Here is a 22544-nt window from a genome sequence, read left to right on the forward strand (position 1 = left end):
CTTAGTAGAAGGATAATAAAAAGTAGTATTTTATATATAAATGAAATAGTTATCTATGGTTAGATAAAAATAAAATAAAAAAAATAGTGGGAAATAATTTAAAGTTTAATTATTATTTTAATAATGTAATTTTAGCATCTAATGACTCACCCTCAATTAGAATTGCATCATCTTTTGTTATGATAATTCTAATTTTTTTATGTTTATCTTCAATATAGATTATGTCATCTTCTGTAATTTTTGAAATTATTGTATGTTTATCAACTAGATTTTTTGTCCTTTTAATTGATCTTATTGTATCGTTAATAATTACCATATCAACTTCTGGAATACATGTTAACCTTGTTTTTGATACTATTTCACTGTTTTCAAGTTCAATCATCTGAAGTGTATTGTTAGTATTTGTAATTATAATTTTATCTTTAAATAGATTGTTGTTATATTTATTAAATATAAATTCATCTATGAAGATATATTCCAGATGTTCTATATTATACTTTGATAAATTGTCTATTAGAATATTTATTTTTGAAGGCATTTTGTATACCACCATTTATTTTCATTATTACATTTATTTTCATTATAATATCCCTCCTTTTTTTTTGTTTGAATTTAATAAAATAAAACCTTATTTTCATACTACCGATTCTAGTAAAATTTGTTAAATAATTAGTTTAAAGTTATATTTTTTTAAATTCTATTCTTAATTTTAACTTAATAGTATTTAAAGGGCTGTATTTTCATAAATTCGTAAAATTTGATCTTATTTTGTTAAAATAATTAAATATTTAGGAGTTTTATTTTTAAGTATTTCATGATTTTTTCATATATTACTTTAAAGAAAAATCATCATATTTCATGAATTATAACTAAAATATGTTACTTTTATAGCAACTATTAAAGAAAAAAGAAGAAATTTTTTATGAAAACATTAAAAAACACAACTATGTTATAAAAAAGAGGAAATTTAACATATATTCTAATGTAAAATATTTTTCTACTTCAAATTACCCTTTTTTTACATTAGTTTTTAAAATAAAAAATTTTACTATCCATGTAATAAAGTATTATTTCAGTAATTTTTTTAGTAAAAAAAAGAATTATATTGAAAAAAAAAACAATAAAAAAGGTATTAAAAAACTTATTTTACCATATAACTCTATTAAAATTAGTATTTTTTTAGTACATATATTCAATACTTTTTTTTACATATAAATTTTTTTTTAGTGTCTGTGTCTGTGTCTATGTTTATGTTTGTTATGTGATCCTGATTTTGATCCATCATTATTATTGTTTGTGTCATTATCATTTTGATCTGTTAGTTGATCATTATCAGCATTTGAATTTGTAGTATTATTTAAATGATCTGTTGTTGTGTTGTTATTGTTATTTGCTCCAAAAAAACCTCTACTTAAAAGAACTACTAATATAAGTATAATAACAATGATGATTTGAATTATACGTATTTTCTTCATAATATTCTCCATATTTCTTGTTTAATTTAGTATTAATTAAAATATAATGTTTTTGTAGGTAATATAATATTAGTTAAAAAAAATATATTTTTATTGAAAATAGAGTTTAATAATTGAATTTTAAAAATTAGAATAAAAAAAAATAAAAAAATAAAAAAAAAGGTTTTATATCAAAAAAAATAATTTTTAATTATTCGCTTGGTTATCATTACTACTTGATGATTTAGCATTGTCACTTGAACTACTACTTGATTGTTTGTCATTGCTTGATTTTTTGTCATCTTTTTTGCTTTCTTTTGGTGTATCTTGTTGTTTATTGTTGTTATCTTTGCTTTGATCTGCTATTTGTGTGTTTGTATTGTTTGTATCGTTATGTGTTGCATTTATGCTACTATTATTTGCACTATCATTTGTTGTATTGTTATCTGCAAAGTTGAAGTTAAGTCCACCATTGCTAATAACAAGTAATAGTACAAGTATGGCTGCTACACCAACTAGAATTATTTTTCTATTTCTCATAGTTGATATTTTTATAAGTATGAGTATATAAAAACAGTGAAATAAAATATATATAAAACTCATCTTTTATTGTCATAAGAGTTATTATTTATTAATTATAAAAATTTTACTTGATTATTAATAAAATTTAGTAGGATGATATTTTTGATTAATTGGGATTATGATAAACTAGAATATATGAATGATAACAACATCTATGAAAATAAGGTAAAACTAGACTATGTTAAATTATCAGAAGTAATTGAGGAAATTATACCACTTGTATATGAAAATGGTGATTTACTACCACTTCTATTTGAGGATTTAAATGTAGCATCAAAAGATGATATTTTCAAAGCAGTTAATCTACCTGAAGTTACAGATGAACATAAAAGTATACTTGATGAAAAACAAAGACAAAGAAATATACAAAAGCTTAAAAGATTTTCACGAGACTTACAACACAAAGACTGGTATGAATACATGGACAATGAAGTACTGGAATTTCTCAAAAAATATCCACAATATGAAGATATTCTAAAAAAAGATTAAAAATTTCCAAAAAAAAGGGGTGGAAGGCATATGTTAAATTATATACAATTAAATTTAACTACATGCTTTTTACACTTAAATGTATTTCCAAAACTATCACTAAATACATCACCTTCAACTAAGTTAAAATACCTGAGTGTTGAATTTGAAAGTTTAAAGTAGTAAATATCACTAAGCATATCATTACATTTAAAATCAAATATTGTAACATGATATCTTTCCTGTTTTGGGAAATAGTTGATATGATATTCAATAGAATCAGATATAAGATGTGTCTGTTCACATTCTACTTTTCTTTGTTCATATAATGATTCTATTTCCCTGCTATTATCTCGTGTTTTATTTATTGTTTTCATTATCTTATTTTTCCTTTTTATTGTCTCTTATTTTATAGATAAATAGTTTATATATTAAATAATTTTACATCAATTTTTATCTTATTTTTAACAAATATATTAAATAAATCTTTACATTAAAAAAAAAGAAAACTTAAACCCAAAAATAAATAAATTAGAGGAGATGAGTATTAATTTTAAATAATATTACACAAACTGAGAAAAGAATTATTCTAACAGTATTTTTCTGTATGTCATTTACAATTTCAAATCTAATAACTGTAAAAATAGTAGATCTTGGAGTATTTAATCTTATAACTCCAGCTGCAGCAATTATATATCCTCTCATCTATGTTCTTACAAATGTTATTACACAAGCATATGGTGAGGATGCAGCACAAAGAACACTAGTACTTGGAATTTTAGCTGATGTACTTTTTGTATGTATGACATCATTATTACTTATTCTTCCTTCACCTGCAAATTACACAGGTGATAGTGCTTTAGCATTTGTATTTATGAAAACTCCACGTATACTTGTTGCATCATATATCAGCTATCTTATAGGAAATATTGTAAATGCACATCTTACAGTTAAATTAAAAAATGGATGTTCAAATGCTACACTTAGAAATATGCTTGCAATAGCAATTGGTGAGCTTCTTGATAATATAATGTTTATTACACTTGCATTTATCTTTGAAGTTTCATTTTCTGAAATTATAGTTATGATCTTTACACACTGGATATTAACTCTTATATGGATTGTTATAGCACAGCCTTTTATTCCAAGACTCCTAAATTGGGTATCATCTGATAAAGTAGAATAATTAAATTATATCTCCTCCTTCTTTTTTTTGTTTATTTTTATTCCATAAAATTTATTACTATATTTTAATATAAATAATAAGTAGAGCTTTTATTATTTTAAAAATGAGTTGTTAACTACCTACTTTTTTTAATTTAGCTTTATTTTTTATCTAATTAATTTTAAGGGAGGAAAAAACATATGGATTTAAATATTACACCTACTGAGAAAAGATTGATTATTACTGTATTTTTCTGTATGTCATTTACAATTGCAAATCTTATTACAGTAAAAATTATTGATCTTCACATACTTGGTCTTGTAGTTCCTGCTGGTGTTCTTATTTATCCTCTTGTTTATGTTCTAACAAATGTTATTACAGAAGCATATGGTGAGGATGCAGCACGCAGAACTTTAATTCTTGGTATTGCAGCTGATGTACTTTTTGTGTTTATGACAACATTACTGCTTGTTCTTCCTTCACCTGCAAATTATGCTGGTGATTCAAGTTTAGCATTTGTATTTACACAAACACCTAAAATACTTGTTGCATCATATATCAGTTATCTTATTGGTAACCTTGTAAATGCACGTCTTACAACTATTGTAAATCGTAATGACTCAAATCATGCACTTAAAAACATGTTTGCAGTAGCAATGGGTGAACTTGTAGATAACATTATATTTATTGGTCTTGCATTTATTGGAGAAGTTCCAGTTATGGAAATTGCAATTATGATATTCAGCCACTGGGTATTAAGTTTAATTTGGATTTCTATTGCAGAACCATTCACACTTAAAGTTCTTAAATGGGCAAAAGATGACACAAATGTAGAAGCAACAGCATAGATTCTACATTTTCTTACCTTTTTTTATGAGAGAATAAAGATTCTCTTCTTCTTTTTTTTATAAATTTATTTTAAAGTAAAATTTTTAGGGATGGATTAAAAAATTGAATTTAAATATTACAAAATCTGAAAAAAGAATAATACTAAGTACAATTTTCTGTATTGCCTTTATGACAGCAAATCTAATAACAGAAAAACTTATTGAAATAAAAGCATTAGGTCTTATATTTCCAGCAGGTGTTCTTATCTATCCTCTTGTATTTGTTATTACAAGTGTTATTACAGAAGTATATGGTAAGGATATTGCACATAGAACATTGATAATTGGAATTATTGCAAATCTATTTTTTATAGTGATGACTACAATCATACTTTATCTTCCATCACCATCGTATTATACTGTGATTTAAGTCTTATGTATGTATTTGGTCAGGCTCCAAGATTTTTCTTCTCAGGATGTGTTGGATATTTTGCAGGAAATATTGTAAATGCTCATATTACAGCATTTGTTGCTCGTCGTAGTAGTAATCCTGATTCTGAGTTAAAAAACTTATTTCCTATAACAGTAGGTATTTTTGTTGATTTAATGGTCTTTATGACTATGGCATATCTTGGAAAGCTTTCATTTATTGTGATATTTTCTATGACATTTAATTACTGGATTCTTAATGTTTTATGGGTTTTAATTGCAAAGCCATTTATTGGATGGACTCTCAGGTGGGCAAAAACAGAATAGAAAAAAAGGAAGTGAAGTTATATTTTTTTCTACATATTTTTTTTCTTTTTTTTACTAAATTTTTATTATCTTATCTTTATAGATATATCAATTAAGTTAAACTAATTATGGATTTTTTAACTTTTTTTTTATGGAAATAAATATTATTATTTTTTTTTGATTTAATTAACTTTTTATTTGGAGGTTTGATTAGTTATTTGGAATTTTAAGTTATCTGCAGTTGAAAAGCGTATTGTTATTGGTACAATCTTTTGTATGGCATTTACCACTGCAAATATTATTACAACAAAGCTTATTAATCTTGAATTTATACATCTTATGATTCCAGCAGGAATTCTTATCTATCCACTTGTATTTGTCCTAACTAGTGTTATGACAGAAGCCTATGGTGAGCGTGTTGCACAAAGAACTCTTATTATTGGTATTTGTTTTAATCTTTTCTTTCTTTTTACGGTGATGCTTGTTGCATATCTTCCATCACCACCAGGATATATGGGAGATAAACATCTGCGTTTTGTATTTGGTGCAGCACCCAGATTTTTTGTTGCAGGAATTGCAGGTTACTTTGCAGGAAACCTTGTAAATGCACATCTTACAGCAATTGTTGCACAACGTAGTGGTGGTTCTGATTCATCACTTAAGAATTTATTTGCAATAGCTGTTGGTATTCTTGTTGATATTATTGTATTTATTGGAGTGTCATATATTGGTATTATTCCAGTTGGTACTATTGCATATATGGTGTTTAATTACTGGATTATTAATATTGTATGGATTATTATTGCAAAACCACTTGTTAGTTGGACACTCAGATGGGCTAAGTCCTAGAATCTATTTCGAAATTATGAATTTTAACTCTTTAAATTAATTGATAGTTTGTTTTATAACAAATTATTCTATTTTTATTATTCTTTTCTTATTTTTTTAATTATTATCTTTTATTTTCTAAAATAAAAACTTATTTATCTTATTTAACTAAATATAATAAGTATATTAAGTTAAAAATTGAAATAAATTATTTTTATTAATTTTTAATTTAACTTAATTTTAATAAAATAAATAAAGTAGTGGAGGTGTATTATTTTTGGAATTAAAACTAGTTTTTGCTGAAAAAAGAATTCTTAGAAGAGCAATCTTTTCAATAACATAATATTAGTAAATATTTTTAAATTTAATTAATCTTTTTAATGGAGGTTTGATTATTTATTTTGAATTTTAAATTATCTGCAGTTGAAAAGCGTATTGTTATTGGTACAATTTTTTGTATATCTTTTATCACTGCAAATATTATTACAATAAAACTTATTAATCTTGAATTTATACATCTTATGATTCCAGCAGGTATTCTTATCTATCCATTGGTGTTTGTCTTAACTAGTGTGATGACAGAAGCCTATGGTGAGAGGGTTGCACAGAGAACTCTTATTATGGGTATCTTTGCAAATCTTTTCTTTCTTCTTATGGTGATGCTTGTTGCATATCTTCCACCACCATCAGGGTATATAGGAGATGAACACCTACGTTTTGTATTTGGTGCAGCACCCCGGTTTTTTGTTGCAGGTATTGCAGGTTACTTTTCAGGTAATCTTGTAAATGCTCGTCTTACATCGATTCTTGTAGCACGTAGTGGTGGTTCTGATTCATCACTTAAGAATTTATTTGCAATATCAATTGGTATTCTTGTTGATATTATTGTATTTATTGGAGTGTCATATATTGGAATAATACCTATTGCCACTATTGCATATATGGTGTTTAATTACTGGATTATTAATGTTGTATGGGTTATTATTGCAAAGCCTCTTGTTAGTTGGACACTCAAGTGGGCAAAATCCTAGAATTTATCTATAAATTGTATTTTAAATAGTTAAAATCATTTTGTAGTTAGTTTTAGGACTAATTATTCTTTTTTTTATTATTTTTTTTTAGTTTCTAAAATAAAAACTTATTTTATCTTATTTTACTAAATATAATAATTATATTAATTTAAAAATTGAAATAAATTTTTTTATTAATTTTTAATTTAACTTAATTTTAATAAAATAAATAAAGTAGTGGAGGTGTATTATTTTTGGAATTAAAACTTGACTATACTGAAAAAAGAATTCTTACGGGAGTAATCTTTTCAATAGCATTAATTATGGCAAATATTATCACAATCAAAGTTATTGATCTACAGTTATTTGATCTTAGAATCCATGCAGGATTAATAATCTATCCAATTGTTCATATAATTTCAAGTATAATGGCAGATGTATACTCTAAAAAAGATGCTCAGAGAAACATTATCTTTGGTCTTGGAAGTTACATTCTATTTCTTATAATGATTATATTAGTTGTATTTCTTCCATCACCTGCAATTGGTAATGTAGATATAACAGGAGCATTTAATACCATGCCAAGACCTTTACTGGCTGCTAGTGTTGCATTTATACTAGGAAATTTTATAACAGTTGCCATGACATTACATGTGAAAAGACGATATATTAAATCAAAATCAATACTTAAAAATATAGTAGCAATAGATGTGGGATTAATAGTAGATACAATTATTTTCATATTAATTGCATATATTGGAGTATTACTACCAGATAGAATACTTTCAATAGTTATTGTAAATTCAGTATTCTATATTATATGGACGGCAATTCTTACACCTGTTATTGGATGGTTTAAAAAGTGGATAAAATCCTAAAAATTTAGAAGAAAAACTATTAATTTTAAGTATTATTCAAAAAATTAAATTTAAATTAAAGAAATTTTATATAAAAAAAGGAGGATTATAAACATGGTCTTAGATAAACTAAAAGATAATGTTGAAGTTTCATATATTGAAAAACGTTTAATTATCACAATATTATTTTGTATATCATTAACAATTGCAAATATACTTACAATAAAACTTGTTGATATTAACATTGCAAATCTTGTAGCACCAGCAAGTGTTATTATATATCCATTAACTTATGTACTAATAAGTATTATCACAACAGTTTATGGTGAAAAAACAGCACAAAAGACATTAATACTGGGTATTATCACTGTTGTATTGTTTGTATTTATGACAACATTACTTCTATATGTTCCATCTCCTGGATTTTACAAAGGAGATGTAAGTCTTAATTATGTATTTCAAAAGATTGATTCTATTGTTGTAGGATCACTTATTGCATATATTATAGGAAATCTTATAACAATAAAGCTTACAGGAAATATTTCACGAAGTAATAATAAATTTAAATATAAAAACTTCTTTGCAATAGCAATAGGTTTACTTATTGATGATTTATTATATCTTGCTATTTCAAGTATTGGTCTTATGCCATTTTCATTAGGACTTCTTATAAATTATTGGTTATTTAACATAGTATGGCTTATTATTGCAGAACCTTTCACACTCAGGGCAATAAAATGGGCTAAAAGCTAATTAAGAATATGGAAGATTAATCTTCTAAATTAAAACTCTTTTTTTCTTATTTTTTTTTAAATGAAAACTTATTTTATCTAATTATTTTAAATATAATAAATAATAAGATTAAAAAGTTGAAAAATTCATATTTAATATATAAGTTAAAACATAAGTTAAATTATAAAATATGGGATTTAAATTATATTTTAAATAATTAATACTATAAATTTAACAATAATCTTAATTTAATAATTTAAAGTAATTTTTTGGAGGATTTTATAATCTTAAATATGGAAATAACTGATGATGATAAAAAAGTAGTAATAATTGTAATATTTTGTATGTCACTTTGCATATCAAATATTTTAACAGTAAAATTTATAGATCTAGGATATTATAACCTGTTTATTCCAGCAGGAATACTGATGTATCCACTTGTATATCTGCTAAGTAATATAATAACACAGGTATATGGGGAGCATGCAGCAAAAAGAGTTATTATCATGGGATTGTTTGCAAATATAATCTTTGTATTATTAACACTAACTATGCTATTTCTACCAACAGCAGGAAGTAATATTCATGATCCACAACTAGCATTTATCTTTGGAAAAACACCAAGACTCTTCATTGCAGGACGTATAGCATACCTGGCAGGAAGCTTTGCAAATGCATCACTTACAACAGTAATGCATACTAAATTTAGTAAAATAAGACCAAGATATAGAAGTATATTTACAATATCAATAGGACTATTTATTGATATATTAATATTTATAAGCCTTGGATATATTGGGGAAGTTAGTCTTGTTGCAATAATAAGTATGATTATTACTTACTGGATATTTAATGTTATAGTAATATGTATCATAAATCCACTTATTAAGCCAACAATAAGATGGATAAACTAAGATTATTATGGAGTTGATTGAGGGAATGATACTATCAAGTTATTTTAAAATGTCACATATAGCAAAGTATATTTTTCTTTCTGTAATTTTTACTGTTGCATTTATAACAGCAAATGTATTGGTTGTAAAGATTATTGATCTTCATTTGTTTAATATTACAATTCCTGCAGGAATTCTTATTTATCCTCTTGTATTTATTATTACAAATGTTATTACAGAAATATATGGTGAGAGAGTTGCACAAAGAACATTGCTTATTGGTATGGCTGCAAATATTATATTTGTATTTTTTACAACACTTGTAATATTTCTTCCAGGTAATATTGATGTTATAGCTGATGAAAGTCTTGCTTATATATTTGGTCATACACCAAGACTTTTTATTGCAGGATGTGTTGGATATTTCATTGGAAATCTTATAAATGCACACCTAACTGCTATTTTATCACAAAAAGATAATATTAATTCATCATTTAGGTCATTAATTCCTATTGCTGTGGGTATATTTGTTGATATTATATGTTTTATAGCAACAGCATATATTGGAGAAATTGAAATTTTAACAATAATTAATATGATTGTAATTTACTGGATATTTAATATGTTGTGGATTTTCATTGCAAAGCCATTTATTAAGCCAATACTAAGATGGGCAAAGTATGATGATTTTAGTGGTGAAATAATATAAAAATTTTTTCCACCTATTTCCTCTTTTTTTTAATTATAATTACTTTTAAATACTAATTGTTTCTATATTTATTATTTAGAAATTTTTTTAAATACAAAAGAAAGTTTTTGATTAATATGCGAGATAATTTTAATAATTTCACAAATCAATTCAACCAGTATAACCAGAATTCAATGAAAATGTTTAAGTATATCTATATTATATCATTTATCTTCCAATGGTCAATACTATCAATGGTATTAAATCTATTTACCCTTGGAATATTTAGACGTTTATTGTTTGTTGTCTTTATTTTAGATGCACTATCTATGATAATTAAAGAAGATAAATCAATGAAATGTCCATCATTTATACTATCAAAAATCTGGTATATAATAGATAAAATAGATATGAAAAAGACAGCCACAACAATATCATACTACATAAACAGATTTACAACAGCATTTAAAACAACATATACAAAAGTAAAATACAGTCTAAGTAATATAAAAGAAAATATTTTAAATATTAAAAATCGTGAATCAAAATTTAAAAAAGAACGAAACATAAACAAATTCTCATCTCAGGTAGGAAGTAAAGTAACAGTAGAATACATAAAACCAGGAGAAAAACTTCAAAGAAAAACATTTAAATTTAAAGATCGAGCATTATCATTTATACACCTACTTGAAAGTGAAGGATATAAAGACTATTCATCATACAACCTCGATATAAACATGACACCAGCATACATGGTAGTAAATAAAAACCGTGACATAATCGATGTAGAACAAAACAAAGTAAAATTATCACATGAAAGTCGTGATTATAAATTTGTAGTTGACGGTTGGATGAAATAAGACAAATAAACACCCTAACCTCCATTTTACATCTTTTTTTAATAAATAAATTATATTTTTTTAAATAAAATACCTCTGAAAATAGCTAATTTTAATAAATATTCAATCATGCATCTACATTATGGTAATAATTTTACAAACTCTCTATCTATACTGGGATATTTTAAACATTGTTTAGCTAAACCTATTTTAAAAATATAAATATAATGCTATATATAATAATAAATAAGAAACATGTTCAGGAGTATGACTGGACTTAAAAAAAATATAACAAAGGGTGCAAAAACATGGTAATGAGAAAAGACTTCTTAAGAAAAATGATGTTAAAATACTTATAAATACATCATATTAAAACATTTTTTTAAATAAATACTATCATCCCCCTCCAAAAACTATCACTTTTTTATGAAAACTTTTACAGAAAAACTAATTCTATATAATAACTAAATTTAATCAAACCATTTTCTCTAAAAAAAGCAAATACTATACTATTTATACTAAATTATTAAATATATTAAACATAATTACCAAAAAAAAACAAGAATATAAGGGTGATTAAGTTGACACAACAAAAAAAAGATAGCATTACTACTACTTTCAATATTTATAACACTACTATTTACATCATGCATATCAGCATCAGAAAGAATAGAAAATGTTGAATTAAAACCAAAAGAAATAGTATTTATGTATTCAGATGAAAATACAACAACATACAAGGGAGATTTAGGACTACTTGGTGCAAGTGTTAGAAATGAAATAGATAATAAAACATATAATTTAGATCCTTCAGATGTACGGGGAATTGCAAAATTAACAAAGAAATCTTTTAAATTAAATGATTCACTTTTCATAACAGCAGATAATTCAGGTTATGATTATAAAAGAAATTACTGTGATTATAATGCATTTATGATAAAATTTAGAAATGGATCAAATTTAAGAAGACTTAGTATTGGTGATGATGAACTAACAGCTGATGATAAATTATACTTTGATGACTATGAAATGCAAAAAGCAGAATACTATGAAAAACAACACGACCTTGATGAAAGATCAGCAGCAGTAGATGAATCATATAAAATTAAAAATTCTAAAAAATCAAGTTCTGGATACTTTGTGGGTACACGTGGTTCTGGATATTATCATTCATTTTAGGTGAGAATTTATAAATTCTCTTTTACTACTTTTTTTTAATTATTTTTATTTTTTTATTTTTTATAAAGTAAAATAGAAACCTTTATATACTAAGAGAACAATAGTATTATATAGAAGTATAATGCCGTCGTGGCTCAGTAGGTAGAGCGTTCGGCTGTTAACCGATTGGTCACAGGTTCAAGTCCTGTCGACGGCGCTACTATAATACTTTTTTTATAAAAATCTTTTTCTAAATTTCTTATTTAATGATTTCTTACTTTCTTTAGGCTTTTTAGGCATAGCTTTCTCTTTTTCAAGTTCTGAATCTTTAATCTTATTTACAAGTTCATTAACCTTATTCATAAACAAATCAACTCATTTTATATAAATTTAAAAAATTAATCTTAATCTTTTACATATAGGAAGGAGATGGGGGGGAAAACTTAAATAGAATTTTCTAGTCAAGTTTTAATCTTTTAATATAAGTATATGTCTGATCAAATAAGCTAAGACCATACTGGATCTCTGTATTTATACGGATTTTGTATGAAACAATATCAGCATCATAAAATCCAGCAAATCTTTCAACAACATCACACTTATGTGATAAATCAATAATTCTATCATATGGAACTTCAACAATAAGATCCACATACTCCTCTTGTGGTACTATCTTTGCAAATTCAATATCACGATTAGAATATGCAACAGCATCATCACGTACTACTTTTTTAATATTACTTGTCTTTGCATCAATTCTTTCAATAACACGCCTAAAAGTTTCAGCAAGAGGATATTGACTATCATCCATAATCTCTGTAACTTTCATATCTTTATATGTCATAGTAAAAAAAACTCCCTTTATTCAAATTTTAAAATAAAACAAAAGCAATATAAAATACTCTTTAATTAATAGAAAATCTATAATTTTTATTATAAATAATTTTATCCTAAAAAAAAGAAAGAGTGGAAGTTATGTGTGGTGGTTATACTATAGTAAGTACACTTGTCATAGATGCACTGTTATATAACTTATTTGCACCTGCAACAATTGTAAGATTATAGTTACTATTTCTGTATTCATCAAAGTTAAATGCTATTTCTGCCATTCCATCTATTATATTGCATGTTGTCATTGTCCTTCCATTAAGTTTCACAGCAATAGCTGTTGTTCCTATGACATTATTGTTATTGTCATCTACTATTTTAATATTTAATTTTAAATCTTCAGAACGCACTAGTTTATTATTTTCTAGTTGTATTTTTAGTGTTGTTTTCATTACTGTAAGTGTTGCATTTGCACCATTATTTACAACTACATCATCTACTTTAACTTCTGTGTCATATTTTATGATTGTTAGTGTTGATGTTGCATTAGCTTTTGCATTAATTTCATTTCCACCATAGATGGCTTTGATTATATAATCTTTTAGTGAGTATTTGCTTGTATCAAGTAGTAGTTGTGCTACTCCATTTTTAATGCGTGCAATTCCCACTGTTTTTTCATTGATTTTTATATGCAACTTTTCCATCTTCTATGATGTTTTCATTTTCATCCATTACCATTGAGATAATTGTTGATGTTGTACCATCATTTATTACATCTGACATGTATCTTTGTATTTAGTTATTCTACATTTACTATTTTTTTGGTGGATGTTTTGTTAAGATTGAGTGTTAGATCCACATATACAGCTTCAACTAGTAAATTAAATAACAAAAATAAAGACTTAAAATACACTAAAAGTCATGAAATACAATAAATCAAATATCTTTTAAATTAAATTAAAATAAAACAGTATCAAAACACAAAAATGGGTAAATAAATAACCAATAAACCCCAAATAAGTCATTAAAAATCATTATAAATTAAAAATAAAAAAATTAGTTAATTCGAAAAAAAGATTATAAAATTTCATAAAAATTAAAAATAAATAATTAAAATTAAAGAAAGGAGGTTAAAAAGGAAAGAATAAGTAGGAAAAATATACTTATTCTTGTATTAATAATACATCAGTCATAGATGCGCTGTTATATAATTTATTTGCTCCAGTTACAATACTTAAGTCATAAACTCCAGCATTATTTCCTGAAATATCAATAACAACTACAGCTACTCCATTTTCTGCTACTGCTGAATTACTTACTGTTTTACCATTAAGTTTTACTGCAATATTTGTATTTCCTACAACATTATTATCATTATCATCTGTGATTTTAATATTTAATGTCATATTAGTATTTTCTGTTTTATTATATACTGTGGATTCTACATCTATTTTTGGTGTTGCTTTATTAACTGTAAGTGTTGCATTTGCACTTTGTGTATTATATTTTTTATCGCATGCTACAGCTGTAATTGTGTAGTCTTTTGCTCTCATATCAGCAGGTACCATGTAGTTAAGTTGTGCTACTCCACCAACTACATCTGCATATAATGTGTTACCTTCTGCATCTTTTAATGTTTTACCATTAAGTTTAAATGATACACGTCCAGCATTTACAGCATAGCCATTTTCATCATTTACATATGCTTTAAGTGTTACGTTTGCACCATTGCTTGCTACTACATCAACAACTGTTACTTCAACATCATATTTAACAATTGTAAGTGTTGCATTAGCTTCTGCTTTTGCATTAAGATCATTTCCACCAAATACTGTGGTGATTGTGTAATCTTTTAGTGAGTAGTTGCTTGTATCAAATGTAAATTGTGCAATACCATTTATGATATGTACAGTTCCTACTGTTTTACCATTTATTTTGTATGTTATTTTACCATCTTCTATGATGTTTCCAAGTTCATCTACAACCATTGAAATAATTGTTGATGTAGATCCATCATTTACTACATCTGATGTAATAATTTTTGGTGTAAGTTTTTCAACTGCAACTTCTGTATTTTCTAATGCAATGTTACGTGCTAGTGTTTCATCTTCATATAATACTGAAATATCAAGTGTGTTAATATCATCACTTGTAAGTTCATATACAATTGATGCTTTACCATCAATGACATCTACTGAGCCAATAACTTTACCATTTACCATAAATGTTGCACGTCCACTATCTGTTGGTATCATTGAAGGATTCCACCAGCTATCATCAGGATTTTGGAAGTTTGCATTTATTGTAATTTTACCTAATGCTTTTACAGATTCAGGTACATCAAATGTAATTGTTACATTTTTACCATCTGCTGCTCTGTTAAATTCAATAGTATTTGTCATACCTTCACTTACAACTACTGCATCATTACCTTTTAAGGTTTTTGATACTATAAAGTTGTATCTAATTGAGTTATCAGCTGAATTAATAACATCAATTGCTGCTCCTTCATAGCTTTGTGCTTTAATTGTTGAGTTGTATACTGTGTTATTATTTGAATTTTCAATAACAATTGCTGAATTTGCTGCACTTGTTGTGATTGTTGAATCAGAAATTATGTTATTGCATGAATTTTCAATAACTACAGGTGCACCATTTACTTTTGATATAATTGTTGAATCAACTATCATGTTATTGTTTGAATTATCATTAAATACAATAACTTTTTCAGTTGTTGGTGTTTGTTCATTTATAATATTTAAGTTGAAAGTGTTATATGATGAATTTGTAAGTTCAATAACTCTTAGATCTTCTGCTTTTAGAGATAATCTGTTTTTCATTTCAATTGTGTTATTATTTGAATTTATGAGTTTAAGTACTGTGAATTTATCATAGCCTGCTGCTTCTACATTATCTACAACAATATTGTTAAGTTTTGATGTTAGAGTTATTGCTGTTGCATTAGCTAAGTTTGTTGTTTGCATATTTATGGATTTAATATCAATATTGTTATTATCACCATTTACTATGATTGCATCTGTAATATCTGTTGTAATATCAAGTGTTACTACTTCAAGATTTGTTTTATTTGCATTTATGATGATTTGTGTATCTTTAGCTTCAATTCCAGTGATTGTTGTTGCATCTGCTGAAACAATAACTTTTGAGTTTTCAAGTATTGTTTTTTCAAATACTAATGTTACAGGTTTTGTTATATTCATTACTTTATCATTTAAATTACCAGTTACAAGTATTACTGCAGTATCTGGTACAACATCTTTAAGTGTTCCATCATCATTGAAGAATTTATTAAATGTTTCTTCATTAAGGTAGTAGTATGTGATAATTTCACTAGGTTTGTTGTATTGTATTTTATTTGAACTATTTGCAAGATCTACTGACATATCACCAATAAATGTATTTGCATATAATGTATTTGATTCTACAACATTTTCAGTTGAGAATTTATCCATTGCTACTGTATTTTCTGCTGTTGTTGAGATGATGTTATCTTTAATTATTGTTTGTCCTGTCATGTTAAGAACAATTGCTGCTTTATCTTTTGCTGATGCAACAATACTTATATTGTTATATTTAATATCTGTTACATTTGCCATGTAAAGTTCTGCAGCTGCTGCATTTACACCATTAAGTTTTATTGTATTGTTTAATAATGAAAGATTTACTGTTCCAAATATACTAAATGCTGTAATATCTTTACCTTCAAAGTTGATATTGTTTCCTACAGCTTTCATATCATTACATGATGATATTGTTATACCATATGCATTGTTTTTAGATGATGCTGTAACTGTGTTGTTTTCAATTGTACCTTGTGAGTTTGCAACTTGTATACCTGATGCAGTAAGTGCATCTGAAACTACAACGTTGTCATGTACATCTACTGTTTGATTAATTGTATTTATACCATATGCATAGTTATGACCATTTGTTATGATGTTGTTATTTGCAATGTGGTTTGCAACATTTTCAAATTTATCACTTACCATGTTTATTGAATAGATTGTATCATATTCACCAGTAAATGTGTTATAGTTTGTTATGATGTTGTTGTTTGTAATTGTCATACCTGTAGTTTGATATAATGACATGGAGTTAACTGTTGCATATCCAACAGCCCAGTTTACATATCCTGCAGGACCTGTTGTTGTTATATTGTTAAATTTGATGTATGATTGATTGTCAAATGTTGAATTAATTATAAGTATTGCTGATACATCATCTTCTGAGTTAACATTAATATTTGTGTAGTTAAGTCTAAATAGTGATGCATTATATACTTCTATTGCATTAGTATTTGCTGTGATGTTTGTTGAGTCAATTCTGTTATCTGTACTATTAAGTATAAATGCTGGTTTTTCATTTGTATTTGAAATGTTGAGGAATTTTGCTTCAAGTTTTGCACCTGTTACTGTTTTTATTGTGATATTTTCAATAACATTTGCTGTTTGTGTAATCATCATTTCACGATCTACAATGATTGTTTTGTTTGTAAGTTGTGAAAGTACTAATTTTTCAATATCTGCATATTCTGCTTTAAGATTTCCATTAGCATCAAAGTATGTGTTGTAGTTATCATTATCTATGATTATTGTTTTGAGTTCTGGAAGGTTTCCTTCTACCATGTTTGTTTCATCTGTGTAGTTTACTGCTTTGTCTCCTTTAAGTGTTGGTGTTTTCATGTAGTTTCTAGTTATAATATTGTTTGATCCTTTTATGTCTATTGCATATGTATCAAGTGTTGTCATAACATTGTTGTCTACTACTGTGTTGTTTACACCATCAACTAGGATTTTACGGTTTACATTGTTGTTGCGTATTATTGAGTTGTTTGTATGTGCTTCTATTGCAATTGATCCATTTCCAATCATGTCTTCTACTGTGTTGTTTTCAATAAGGTAGTTGTAGTTTCCATATACTTTTATTGCAAGTCTTGGTGTTGCATTTGTAAGAAGTGATTGATATATACTTGATGGTATTGGTGAAATAAATGTGTTATTTGCAATTGTATAGTTTACTTCTCCTTTAACTGAACGTGGTTGTGGTACTCCTATACCTGTTGAGTGGTCAAATACGTTACCTGTTATATTTACATGTCCTAAATCAGCATAAATATCCATTTGGTCATTGTTTATAAATGAACAGTTTTTAATGTTGGTTTGTATATCATAAATATCTCCAATATTGTAGAAGTCTGCTCCACCTGTATTTATTGATATTCCACATCCTGATTTAAATGTACTTCCTGCATCGTATCCTATGTTGTCTTTAAATGTACAGTTTGTGATATTTAATATTTTATCATTTGTTACTGTTCCCCAACGTGCATAGTTACCCTGGAATGTACAGTTTTTAACTACTGCTGTACCATTGTTGTATAGTCCTGCTCCAAAGTTTCCTGTTGATGAGGATTTTCTGTTTCCTTCAAAGTATGAGTTTTCAATTGTTACTGTTGCATCTTTATTGTTACGAACACCTGCTCCTACTCCAGCATGGTTGAATATGAAGTTCATATTGTTAACTTTAAGGTTTCCATAGTTATCTATTGTTGCTGTAGGATATGCTGCAATTGAGTTTCCTCCAGGTGACCAACAGTTTTTAATTGTGAAGTTTTCCACTGTAATAAGTCCATTTCCACCTGTAATGTTCATAAACCAGTTACCTTTACCATTAAGGTATGAATTCCATATAGCACTTCCACCCCATACAGATCCTCCTTCACGGTATGTGTAGTTTACTTCACCATCTATTGCTGCATCGCCTAGTCCTATGAAGTTTATTGTAAGATTTCCTGGTACTGTAAGGTTTGTATTTCCTACACCTTTAAATGTACCTGTAAGGTAGATGTTTGTTGGTATTTTTGTTGCATTTACTGCTTCTATTGCTTTTGCTATTGTTTTAAATGGATTTGCTTGTGTTCCATCATTGGTGTCAAGTCCATTTTCTGCATCTACATAGATATTATTTACTGTTGCATCTGATTTTAAGTTTTTATTTGCAGCAGCTTTCATGGTTTTAAGTGTAATTTTTTCAGTTATTGTTGCATTGCTTGTGTGGTAGTTGCTGTTTTCACCATATATTACTGTGATTGTCATGTTTTTATTATTCCATGATTTGGTGAGTTTAAAGTTGTATACAACTATTCCATCTTTTGTTTGTTGTGTTGTTACTGTTTTTCCATTGATTTTTATTGCAACTTTTCCTTTATTTACTGTGTTATCATTTTCATCAAGTGTTTTTGTTGTAATTTTAAGGTTGTTGTCATCTGTTATTTCTGTGTCAATTGTTGTTTTTGTATCTTGTTTTAATAATTCAAGATTTGCATCAGCACGTACTGGCATAAACTGTGCGTTTCCACCATATACAGCTGTTAATGTGTAGTTTTTAGCTGAGAAGTTATCTGGTATTGTGTAGTTTAGTGTTGCTTTTGCAAATTCAATATTTGCATTTCCTATTGTTTTATTATTTAGTTTAAATACAACACGTCCTCTTGGAATGTCAAGGTTGTCTGATGTTCTAAATGTTGCAGATATTACTACATTGCTTCCTGCTTTTGCTGTAATGTTGTTAAATTCAACTTGGGTGTAGTCCCATACAATTTGTGTAAGTTCAACATTATTTACAAATACTACTATATCATCATGATTTGCAGGTAGTTTTGATGTGTCAAGTGTGAGTTTATATCCATTATCTGCTGATAGTTTCATATCACCACTAATAAGTGTTGGATCTGTTGTTGTTATGTTAAAGTCGTAGTTATGTCCTACTGATGTTACATCTTTGTATGCATATTTTGAATCTTCAACAAGTTTTAATTCTACTTGTGATTGTTTCTGATTTACTGTTTTTGTAGGTACTTTATTGTTAACTAGTACTTTAATTCCACTTTTATTTGAATTATCTGCATAGTAGTTTACATCTACATCTCCTTTATCTGCACTAGCTCCAAGGTAGATGTTTTGTGCTTCTACAAGTACACGGTTTGAATCAAATACACAGTTTCTTACAACTTGTGGATTTTCTTCTTTAAGGTAGTATATGTAGATTGCTCCACCAACATTTGCTTCATTACCCATGAAGTTTGTATTTGTGCATGTGAAGTTTGAATTTCCACGTACATGTACTGCTCCACCAAGTGATGATTGTGTACTTTCTTTGTTTTCTGAATATGCATGGTTGTTTATGAATTCACAGTTGTTAATGTCTAGTTTGTAAATATCACTTGATCCACCATAGTATATTGCTGCACCAAATGCATAGTAGTTATATCTATTAGATGCTGTGTATACTACGTTGTTTTCAAAGATTGTGTTGTTAAATGATGTTGTACTATCTGCATAGATTGCTCCACCATAGGTGTCATCTGAAGATCCACCTACAACATTGTTATTTATGAATTTTGTATTGTTTACTTCAAGATTTGAACGAGCATTGTAGATTGCTCCACCTTTTGTTTGATGATATCCATTCATAAATGTAATTTTGTTTAGTTGAATTGTCTGCTGATTATCACTTAAATAGAAGAATCTTGTCTTGTTTTGTCCATTAAATATTGTTTTGTCAAGATCTTCTCCATTGATTGTTACTGTTTTATTATAGCTTCCTGATTTTGTTTCGAGAACATCTTCAAATGTATATTCTCCATTTTTAAGGTTGATTGTGTATTGTGCTTCATTTTCATCATCTGCTGATTGGATTTCATCCCATGCAGATTTTAGTGATTGGTAGTCTGTTGCTGTTTTTGTTACTTGTTTTTTAACATTTTTTTGTGTTTTTATTTCCTTGTTTTGAGTGTTACTCTTAGTGTTTTTACTTACATCCTCTACTGATACAATGTTAGATGATTGGCTTGCAGTTGTAATTGTATCTGTTGGGATACTATCTGCTGCATGTGATGATGTTGTGCTTTGGGTTGCATTGTTATCATCTGCAGCTGCAGCTGCTCCTATCATCATTGTTATCATGAGAAGTGTCACAACTAAGAATAACTTAGACTTCTTATTCATTGTTGTATTTTTCTCCGAGAAATTTGTTTTAAATTTTAAAAAATTATCTTAAAATTAATACTTTCTTTCACCTACATGTAATGGGATATTCTACATCATGGGAATGTATTTAATATTTACTTAAAAAAAGGGGGTTTTTTTAAGTTTGCAAATTTTAAATAACTGTGATGTAAAAATGTAGGGGTAAATATTAATAATTAAATAATATTTTAAAGAAACTAAACATAAAATGATTAGTTATGTAATACATATGTAAGTTAGAATATAAAAATATACTTACAAATTTAGTTTAATAATTCATGATAAAAAGAATAGTTCCCACTTTTTCAAACAAACTAGATTTTTAACTTAAAAAGTAATTGAGAAGTTCACACTAAATTATAACCCCTAAAAATACACATAAATGCACCACTGCATCTATATAAGCTAGTATAAATACCATATATTTAGTAGGTAAATCTAGATGAATAGTTTATTTTATTATAAATATATACATAAATAATTTTTAATAAAAATAATACCAAAGCAAAAAACAATATAGGTGATTTGTGATGAGTGTAATAGAAAAAGATAATGAAAACATAAAAGAAATAGAAGAATTATACCTATTTGATGCAGTGCTATTTGAAAATACAGTACTAATAACAGGTGATGTTGAATACTCCATATGCTATGTTGCATTTGATGATGTATATGACATCTGCATACAAGACATCCACCATACAAAGATAATAGAATATAGACAAACTAAAAAACTCACAGATGATGAAATGAAATTCTTCAATCTTCTCCAAAGTGAGGTAATTGTTGATGAACATGACAATATAACAGAATGTGTAAGTCATAGTGTAGAATACGTATTCTAAAAAAAGAAAAAGTAAAAAGGGGAGATTAGGGTAGTGGAAATTTTATTTATATGCTCTTACATCAATATAATTTTCACTATTATCACTATTTAATGATAGAATTCCTGAAATAATAAGCCATATACCAAGTATTACAGCTATAACATTTGGTGTTCTGATAAATATTGCAGATATTAAAAATAATATACCAAATATTATACCACTTATTCCAAGCATACTAAATGGTGCATAATATCTTGTTGTTACAAGGTTAAATGCTCCAATAAAGAGTAATACTATACCAATAAGATATAAAAGTAAGCTAAATATTGCAGTTACAAAACCAAGATCAAATATTAATAGCCAACTGAAATATAATCCTATTAAGGATACTATAAATGATATAACACCCACTACTGGTGATTCAATAATCTGTGTAATTGCAAATATTAAAAATATTGCAGCAACAAGAAGTACAATAAGGCCAAGAATTGTTCCAATAGCCTGTACTGTAAGACTAGGACAGATAAGAATTATTATTCCAATAATTATCATAGCAATACTACTAATCATAGATTTATGATCTTCAATATATGCTAAATCCATAT

Annotated in this window: 23 protein-coding genes and 1 tRNA gene; 15 read left to right on the forward strand and 9 right to left on the reverse strand. The window is 26.7% G+C overall.

Annotated elements, in window-relative coordinates; all coding sequences use genetic code 11:
- Window positions 1-112 precede the first annotated feature (112 nt).
- The 3 genes from MRZ80_RS00560 to MRZ80_RS00570 form a co-directional block, all read right to left on the reverse strand.
- A complete protein-coding gene (locus tag MRZ80_RS00560; RefSeq protein ID WP_292535165.1) occupies window positions 113-538 on the reverse strand; it encodes a hypothetical protein in 426 nt (141 codons plus the stop codon).
- Window positions 539-1223: 685 nt separating this feature from the next.
- Window positions 1224-1475: a hypothetical protein gene (locus tag MRZ80_RS00565; protein ID WP_292535166.1), complete on the reverse strand. Its 252-nt coding sequence runs from the start codon at window positions 1473-1475 to the stop codon at window positions 1224-1226.
- A 186-nt stretch (window positions 1476-1661) separates the two neighbouring features.
- Window positions 1662-1994: a hypothetical protein gene (locus MRZ80_RS00570; RefSeq protein ID WP_292535167.1), complete on the reverse strand. Its 333-nt coding sequence runs from the start codon at window positions 1992-1994 to the stop codon at window positions 1662-1664.
- A 144-nt stretch (window positions 1995-2138) separates the two neighbouring features.
- Here MRZ80_RS00570 and MRZ80_RS00575 point away from each other — a divergent pair, with 144 nt between their 5' ends.
- Window positions 2139-2525, forward strand: a complete 387-nt coding sequence (locus MRZ80_RS00575) for a hypothetical protein (protein ID WP_292535169.1) — start codon at window positions 2139-2141, stop codon at window positions 2523-2525.
- Window positions 2526-2563: 38 nt separating this feature from the next.
- Here the strand turns inward: MRZ80_RS00575 and MRZ80_RS00580 are convergent, their stop codons facing one another.
- Window positions 2564-2881 (reverse strand): hypothetical protein, encoded by a 318-nt coding sequence (locus MRZ80_RS00580; RefSeq protein ID WP_292535171.1) that lies wholly within the window; start codon window positions 2879-2881, stop codon window positions 2564-2566.
- A 209-nt stretch (window positions 2882-3090) separates the two neighbouring features.
- On the opposite strand from MRZ80_RS00580, the gene MRZ80_RS00585 reads away from it, so the two are divergent.
- The 13 genes from MRZ80_RS00585 to MRZ80_RS00645 all read left to right on the forward strand — a co-directional run bounded on the left by MRZ80_RS00585 (window position 3091) and on the right by MRZ80_RS00645 (window position 12453).
- Complete coding sequence (locus MRZ80_RS00585; protein WP_292535219.1) at window positions 3091-3690, forward strand: queuosine precursor transporter; 600 nt, start codon at window positions 3091-3093, stop codon at window positions 3688-3690.
- Between the two features lie 179 nt (window positions 3691-3869).
- Window positions 3870-4517 carry a queuosine precursor transporter gene (locus tag MRZ80_RS00590; protein ID WP_292535172.1) on the forward strand — a complete coding sequence of 216 codons (648 nt, stop codon included), beginning with the start codon at window positions 3870-3872 and terminating at the stop codon, window positions 4515-4517.
- A 103-nt stretch (window positions 4518-4620) separates the two neighbouring features.
- Entirely contained in the window at window positions 4621-4926 is a 306-nt protein-coding gene (locus tag MRZ80_RS00595) for a VUT family protein (protein ID WP_292535174.1), read from the forward strand.
- 5 nt (window positions 4927-4931) lie between these two features.
- Window positions 4932-5252, forward strand: a complete 321-nt coding sequence (locus tag MRZ80_RS00600; RefSeq protein WP_292535175.1) for a VUT family protein — start codon at window positions 4932-4934, stop codon at window positions 5250-5252.
- 255 nt (window positions 5253-5507) lie between these two features.
- On the forward strand, window positions 5508-6080 hold the full coding sequence (locus MRZ80_RS00605) for a queuosine precursor transporter (protein ID WP_292535178.1): 573 nt from the start codon (window positions 5508-5510) through the stop codon (window positions 6078-6080).
- A gap of 380 nt (window positions 6081-6460) precedes the next feature.
- On the forward strand, window positions 6461-7090 hold the full coding sequence (locus MRZ80_RS00610) for a queuosine precursor transporter (RefSeq protein WP_292535180.1): 630 nt from the start codon (window positions 6461-6463) through the stop codon (window positions 7088-7090).
- A gap of 233 nt (window positions 7091-7323) precedes the next feature.
- The gene (locus MRZ80_RS00615) at window positions 7324-7947 is read left to right on the forward strand and encodes a queuosine precursor transporter (protein ID WP_292535181.1); all 624 of its coding nucleotides are present in this window, start codon (window positions 7324-7326) and stop codon (window positions 7945-7947) included.
- 93 nt (window positions 7948-8040) lie between these two features.
- A complete protein-coding gene (locus MRZ80_RS00620) occupies window positions 8041-8679 on the forward strand; it encodes a queuosine precursor transporter (protein WP_292535182.1) in 639 nt (212 codons plus the stop codon).
- A gap of 272 nt (window positions 8680-8951) precedes the next feature.
- Window positions 8952-9572, forward strand: a complete 621-nt coding sequence (locus tag MRZ80_RS00625) for a queuosine precursor transporter (RefSeq protein WP_292535183.1) — start codon at window positions 8952-8954, stop codon at window positions 9570-9572.
- 25 nt (window positions 9573-9597) lie between these two features.
- On the forward strand, window positions 9598-10260 hold the full coding sequence (locus MRZ80_RS00630; protein ID WP_292535185.1) for a queuosine precursor transporter: 663 nt from the start codon (window positions 9598-9600) through the stop codon (window positions 10258-10260).
- 116 nt (window positions 10261-10376) lie between these two features.
- The gene (locus MRZ80_RS00635) at window positions 10377-11099 is read left to right on the forward strand and encodes a hypothetical protein (RefSeq protein ID WP_292535187.1); all 723 of its coding nucleotides are present in this window, start codon (window positions 10377-10379) and stop codon (window positions 11097-11099) included.
- A gap of 687 nt (window positions 11100-11786) precedes the next feature.
- Entirely contained in the window at window positions 11787-12257 is a 471-nt protein-coding gene (locus tag MRZ80_RS00640) for a hypothetical protein (RefSeq protein ID WP_292535188.1), read from the forward strand.
- 123 nt (window positions 12258-12380) lie between these two features.
- Window positions 12381-12453, forward strand: a tRNA-Asn gene (locus tag MRZ80_RS00645).
- A 17-nt stretch (window positions 12454-12470) separates the two neighbouring features.
- Here MRZ80_RS00645 and MRZ80_RS00650 read toward each other — a convergent pair.
- The 4 genes from MRZ80_RS00650 to MRZ80_RS00665 form a co-directional block, all read right to left on the reverse strand.
- Entirely contained in the window at window positions 12471-12599 is a 129-nt protein-coding gene (locus tag MRZ80_RS00650) for a hypothetical protein (protein ID WP_292535190.1), read from the reverse strand.
- Between the two features lie 94 nt (window positions 12600-12693).
- On the reverse strand, window positions 12694-13080 hold the full coding sequence (locus MRZ80_RS00655; RefSeq protein WP_292535192.1) for a hypothetical protein: 387 nt from the start codon (window positions 13078-13080) through the stop codon (window positions 12694-12696).
- A gap of 142 nt (window positions 13081-13222) precedes the next feature.
- Complete coding sequence (locus tag MRZ80_RS00660; RefSeq protein ID WP_292535194.1) at window positions 13223-13759, reverse strand: hypothetical protein; 537 nt, start codon at window positions 13757-13759, stop codon at window positions 13223-13225.
- Window positions 13760-14227: 468 nt separating this feature from the next.
- Complete coding sequence (locus tag MRZ80_RS00665) at window positions 14228-21091, reverse strand: hypothetical protein (protein WP_292535196.1); 6864 nt, start codon at window positions 21089-21091, stop codon at window positions 14228-14230.
- Between the two features lie 551 nt (window positions 21092-21642).
- On the opposite strand from MRZ80_RS00665, the gene MRZ80_RS00670 reads away from it, so the two are divergent.
- Window positions 21643-21957: a hypothetical protein gene (locus MRZ80_RS00670; RefSeq protein WP_292535199.1), complete on the forward strand. Its 315-nt coding sequence runs from the start codon at window positions 21643-21645 to the stop codon at window positions 21955-21957.
- Window positions 21958-21999: 42 nt separating this feature from the next.
- On the opposite strand, the gene MRZ80_RS00675 is transcribed toward MRZ80_RS00670, so the two are convergent.
- On the reverse strand, window positions 22000-22542 hold the full coding sequence (locus tag MRZ80_RS00675) for a hypothetical protein (RefSeq protein WP_292535201.1): 543 nt from the start codon (window positions 22540-22542) through the stop codon (window positions 22000-22002).
- Between the last annotated feature and the right edge of the window lie 2 nt (window positions 22543-22544).

The organism is Methanosphaera sp., assembly GCF_022768985.1.
In the GTDB taxonomy this organism is placed as follows: Archaea; Methanobacteriota; Methanobacteria; order Methanobacteriales; family Methanobacteriaceae; genus Methanosphaera.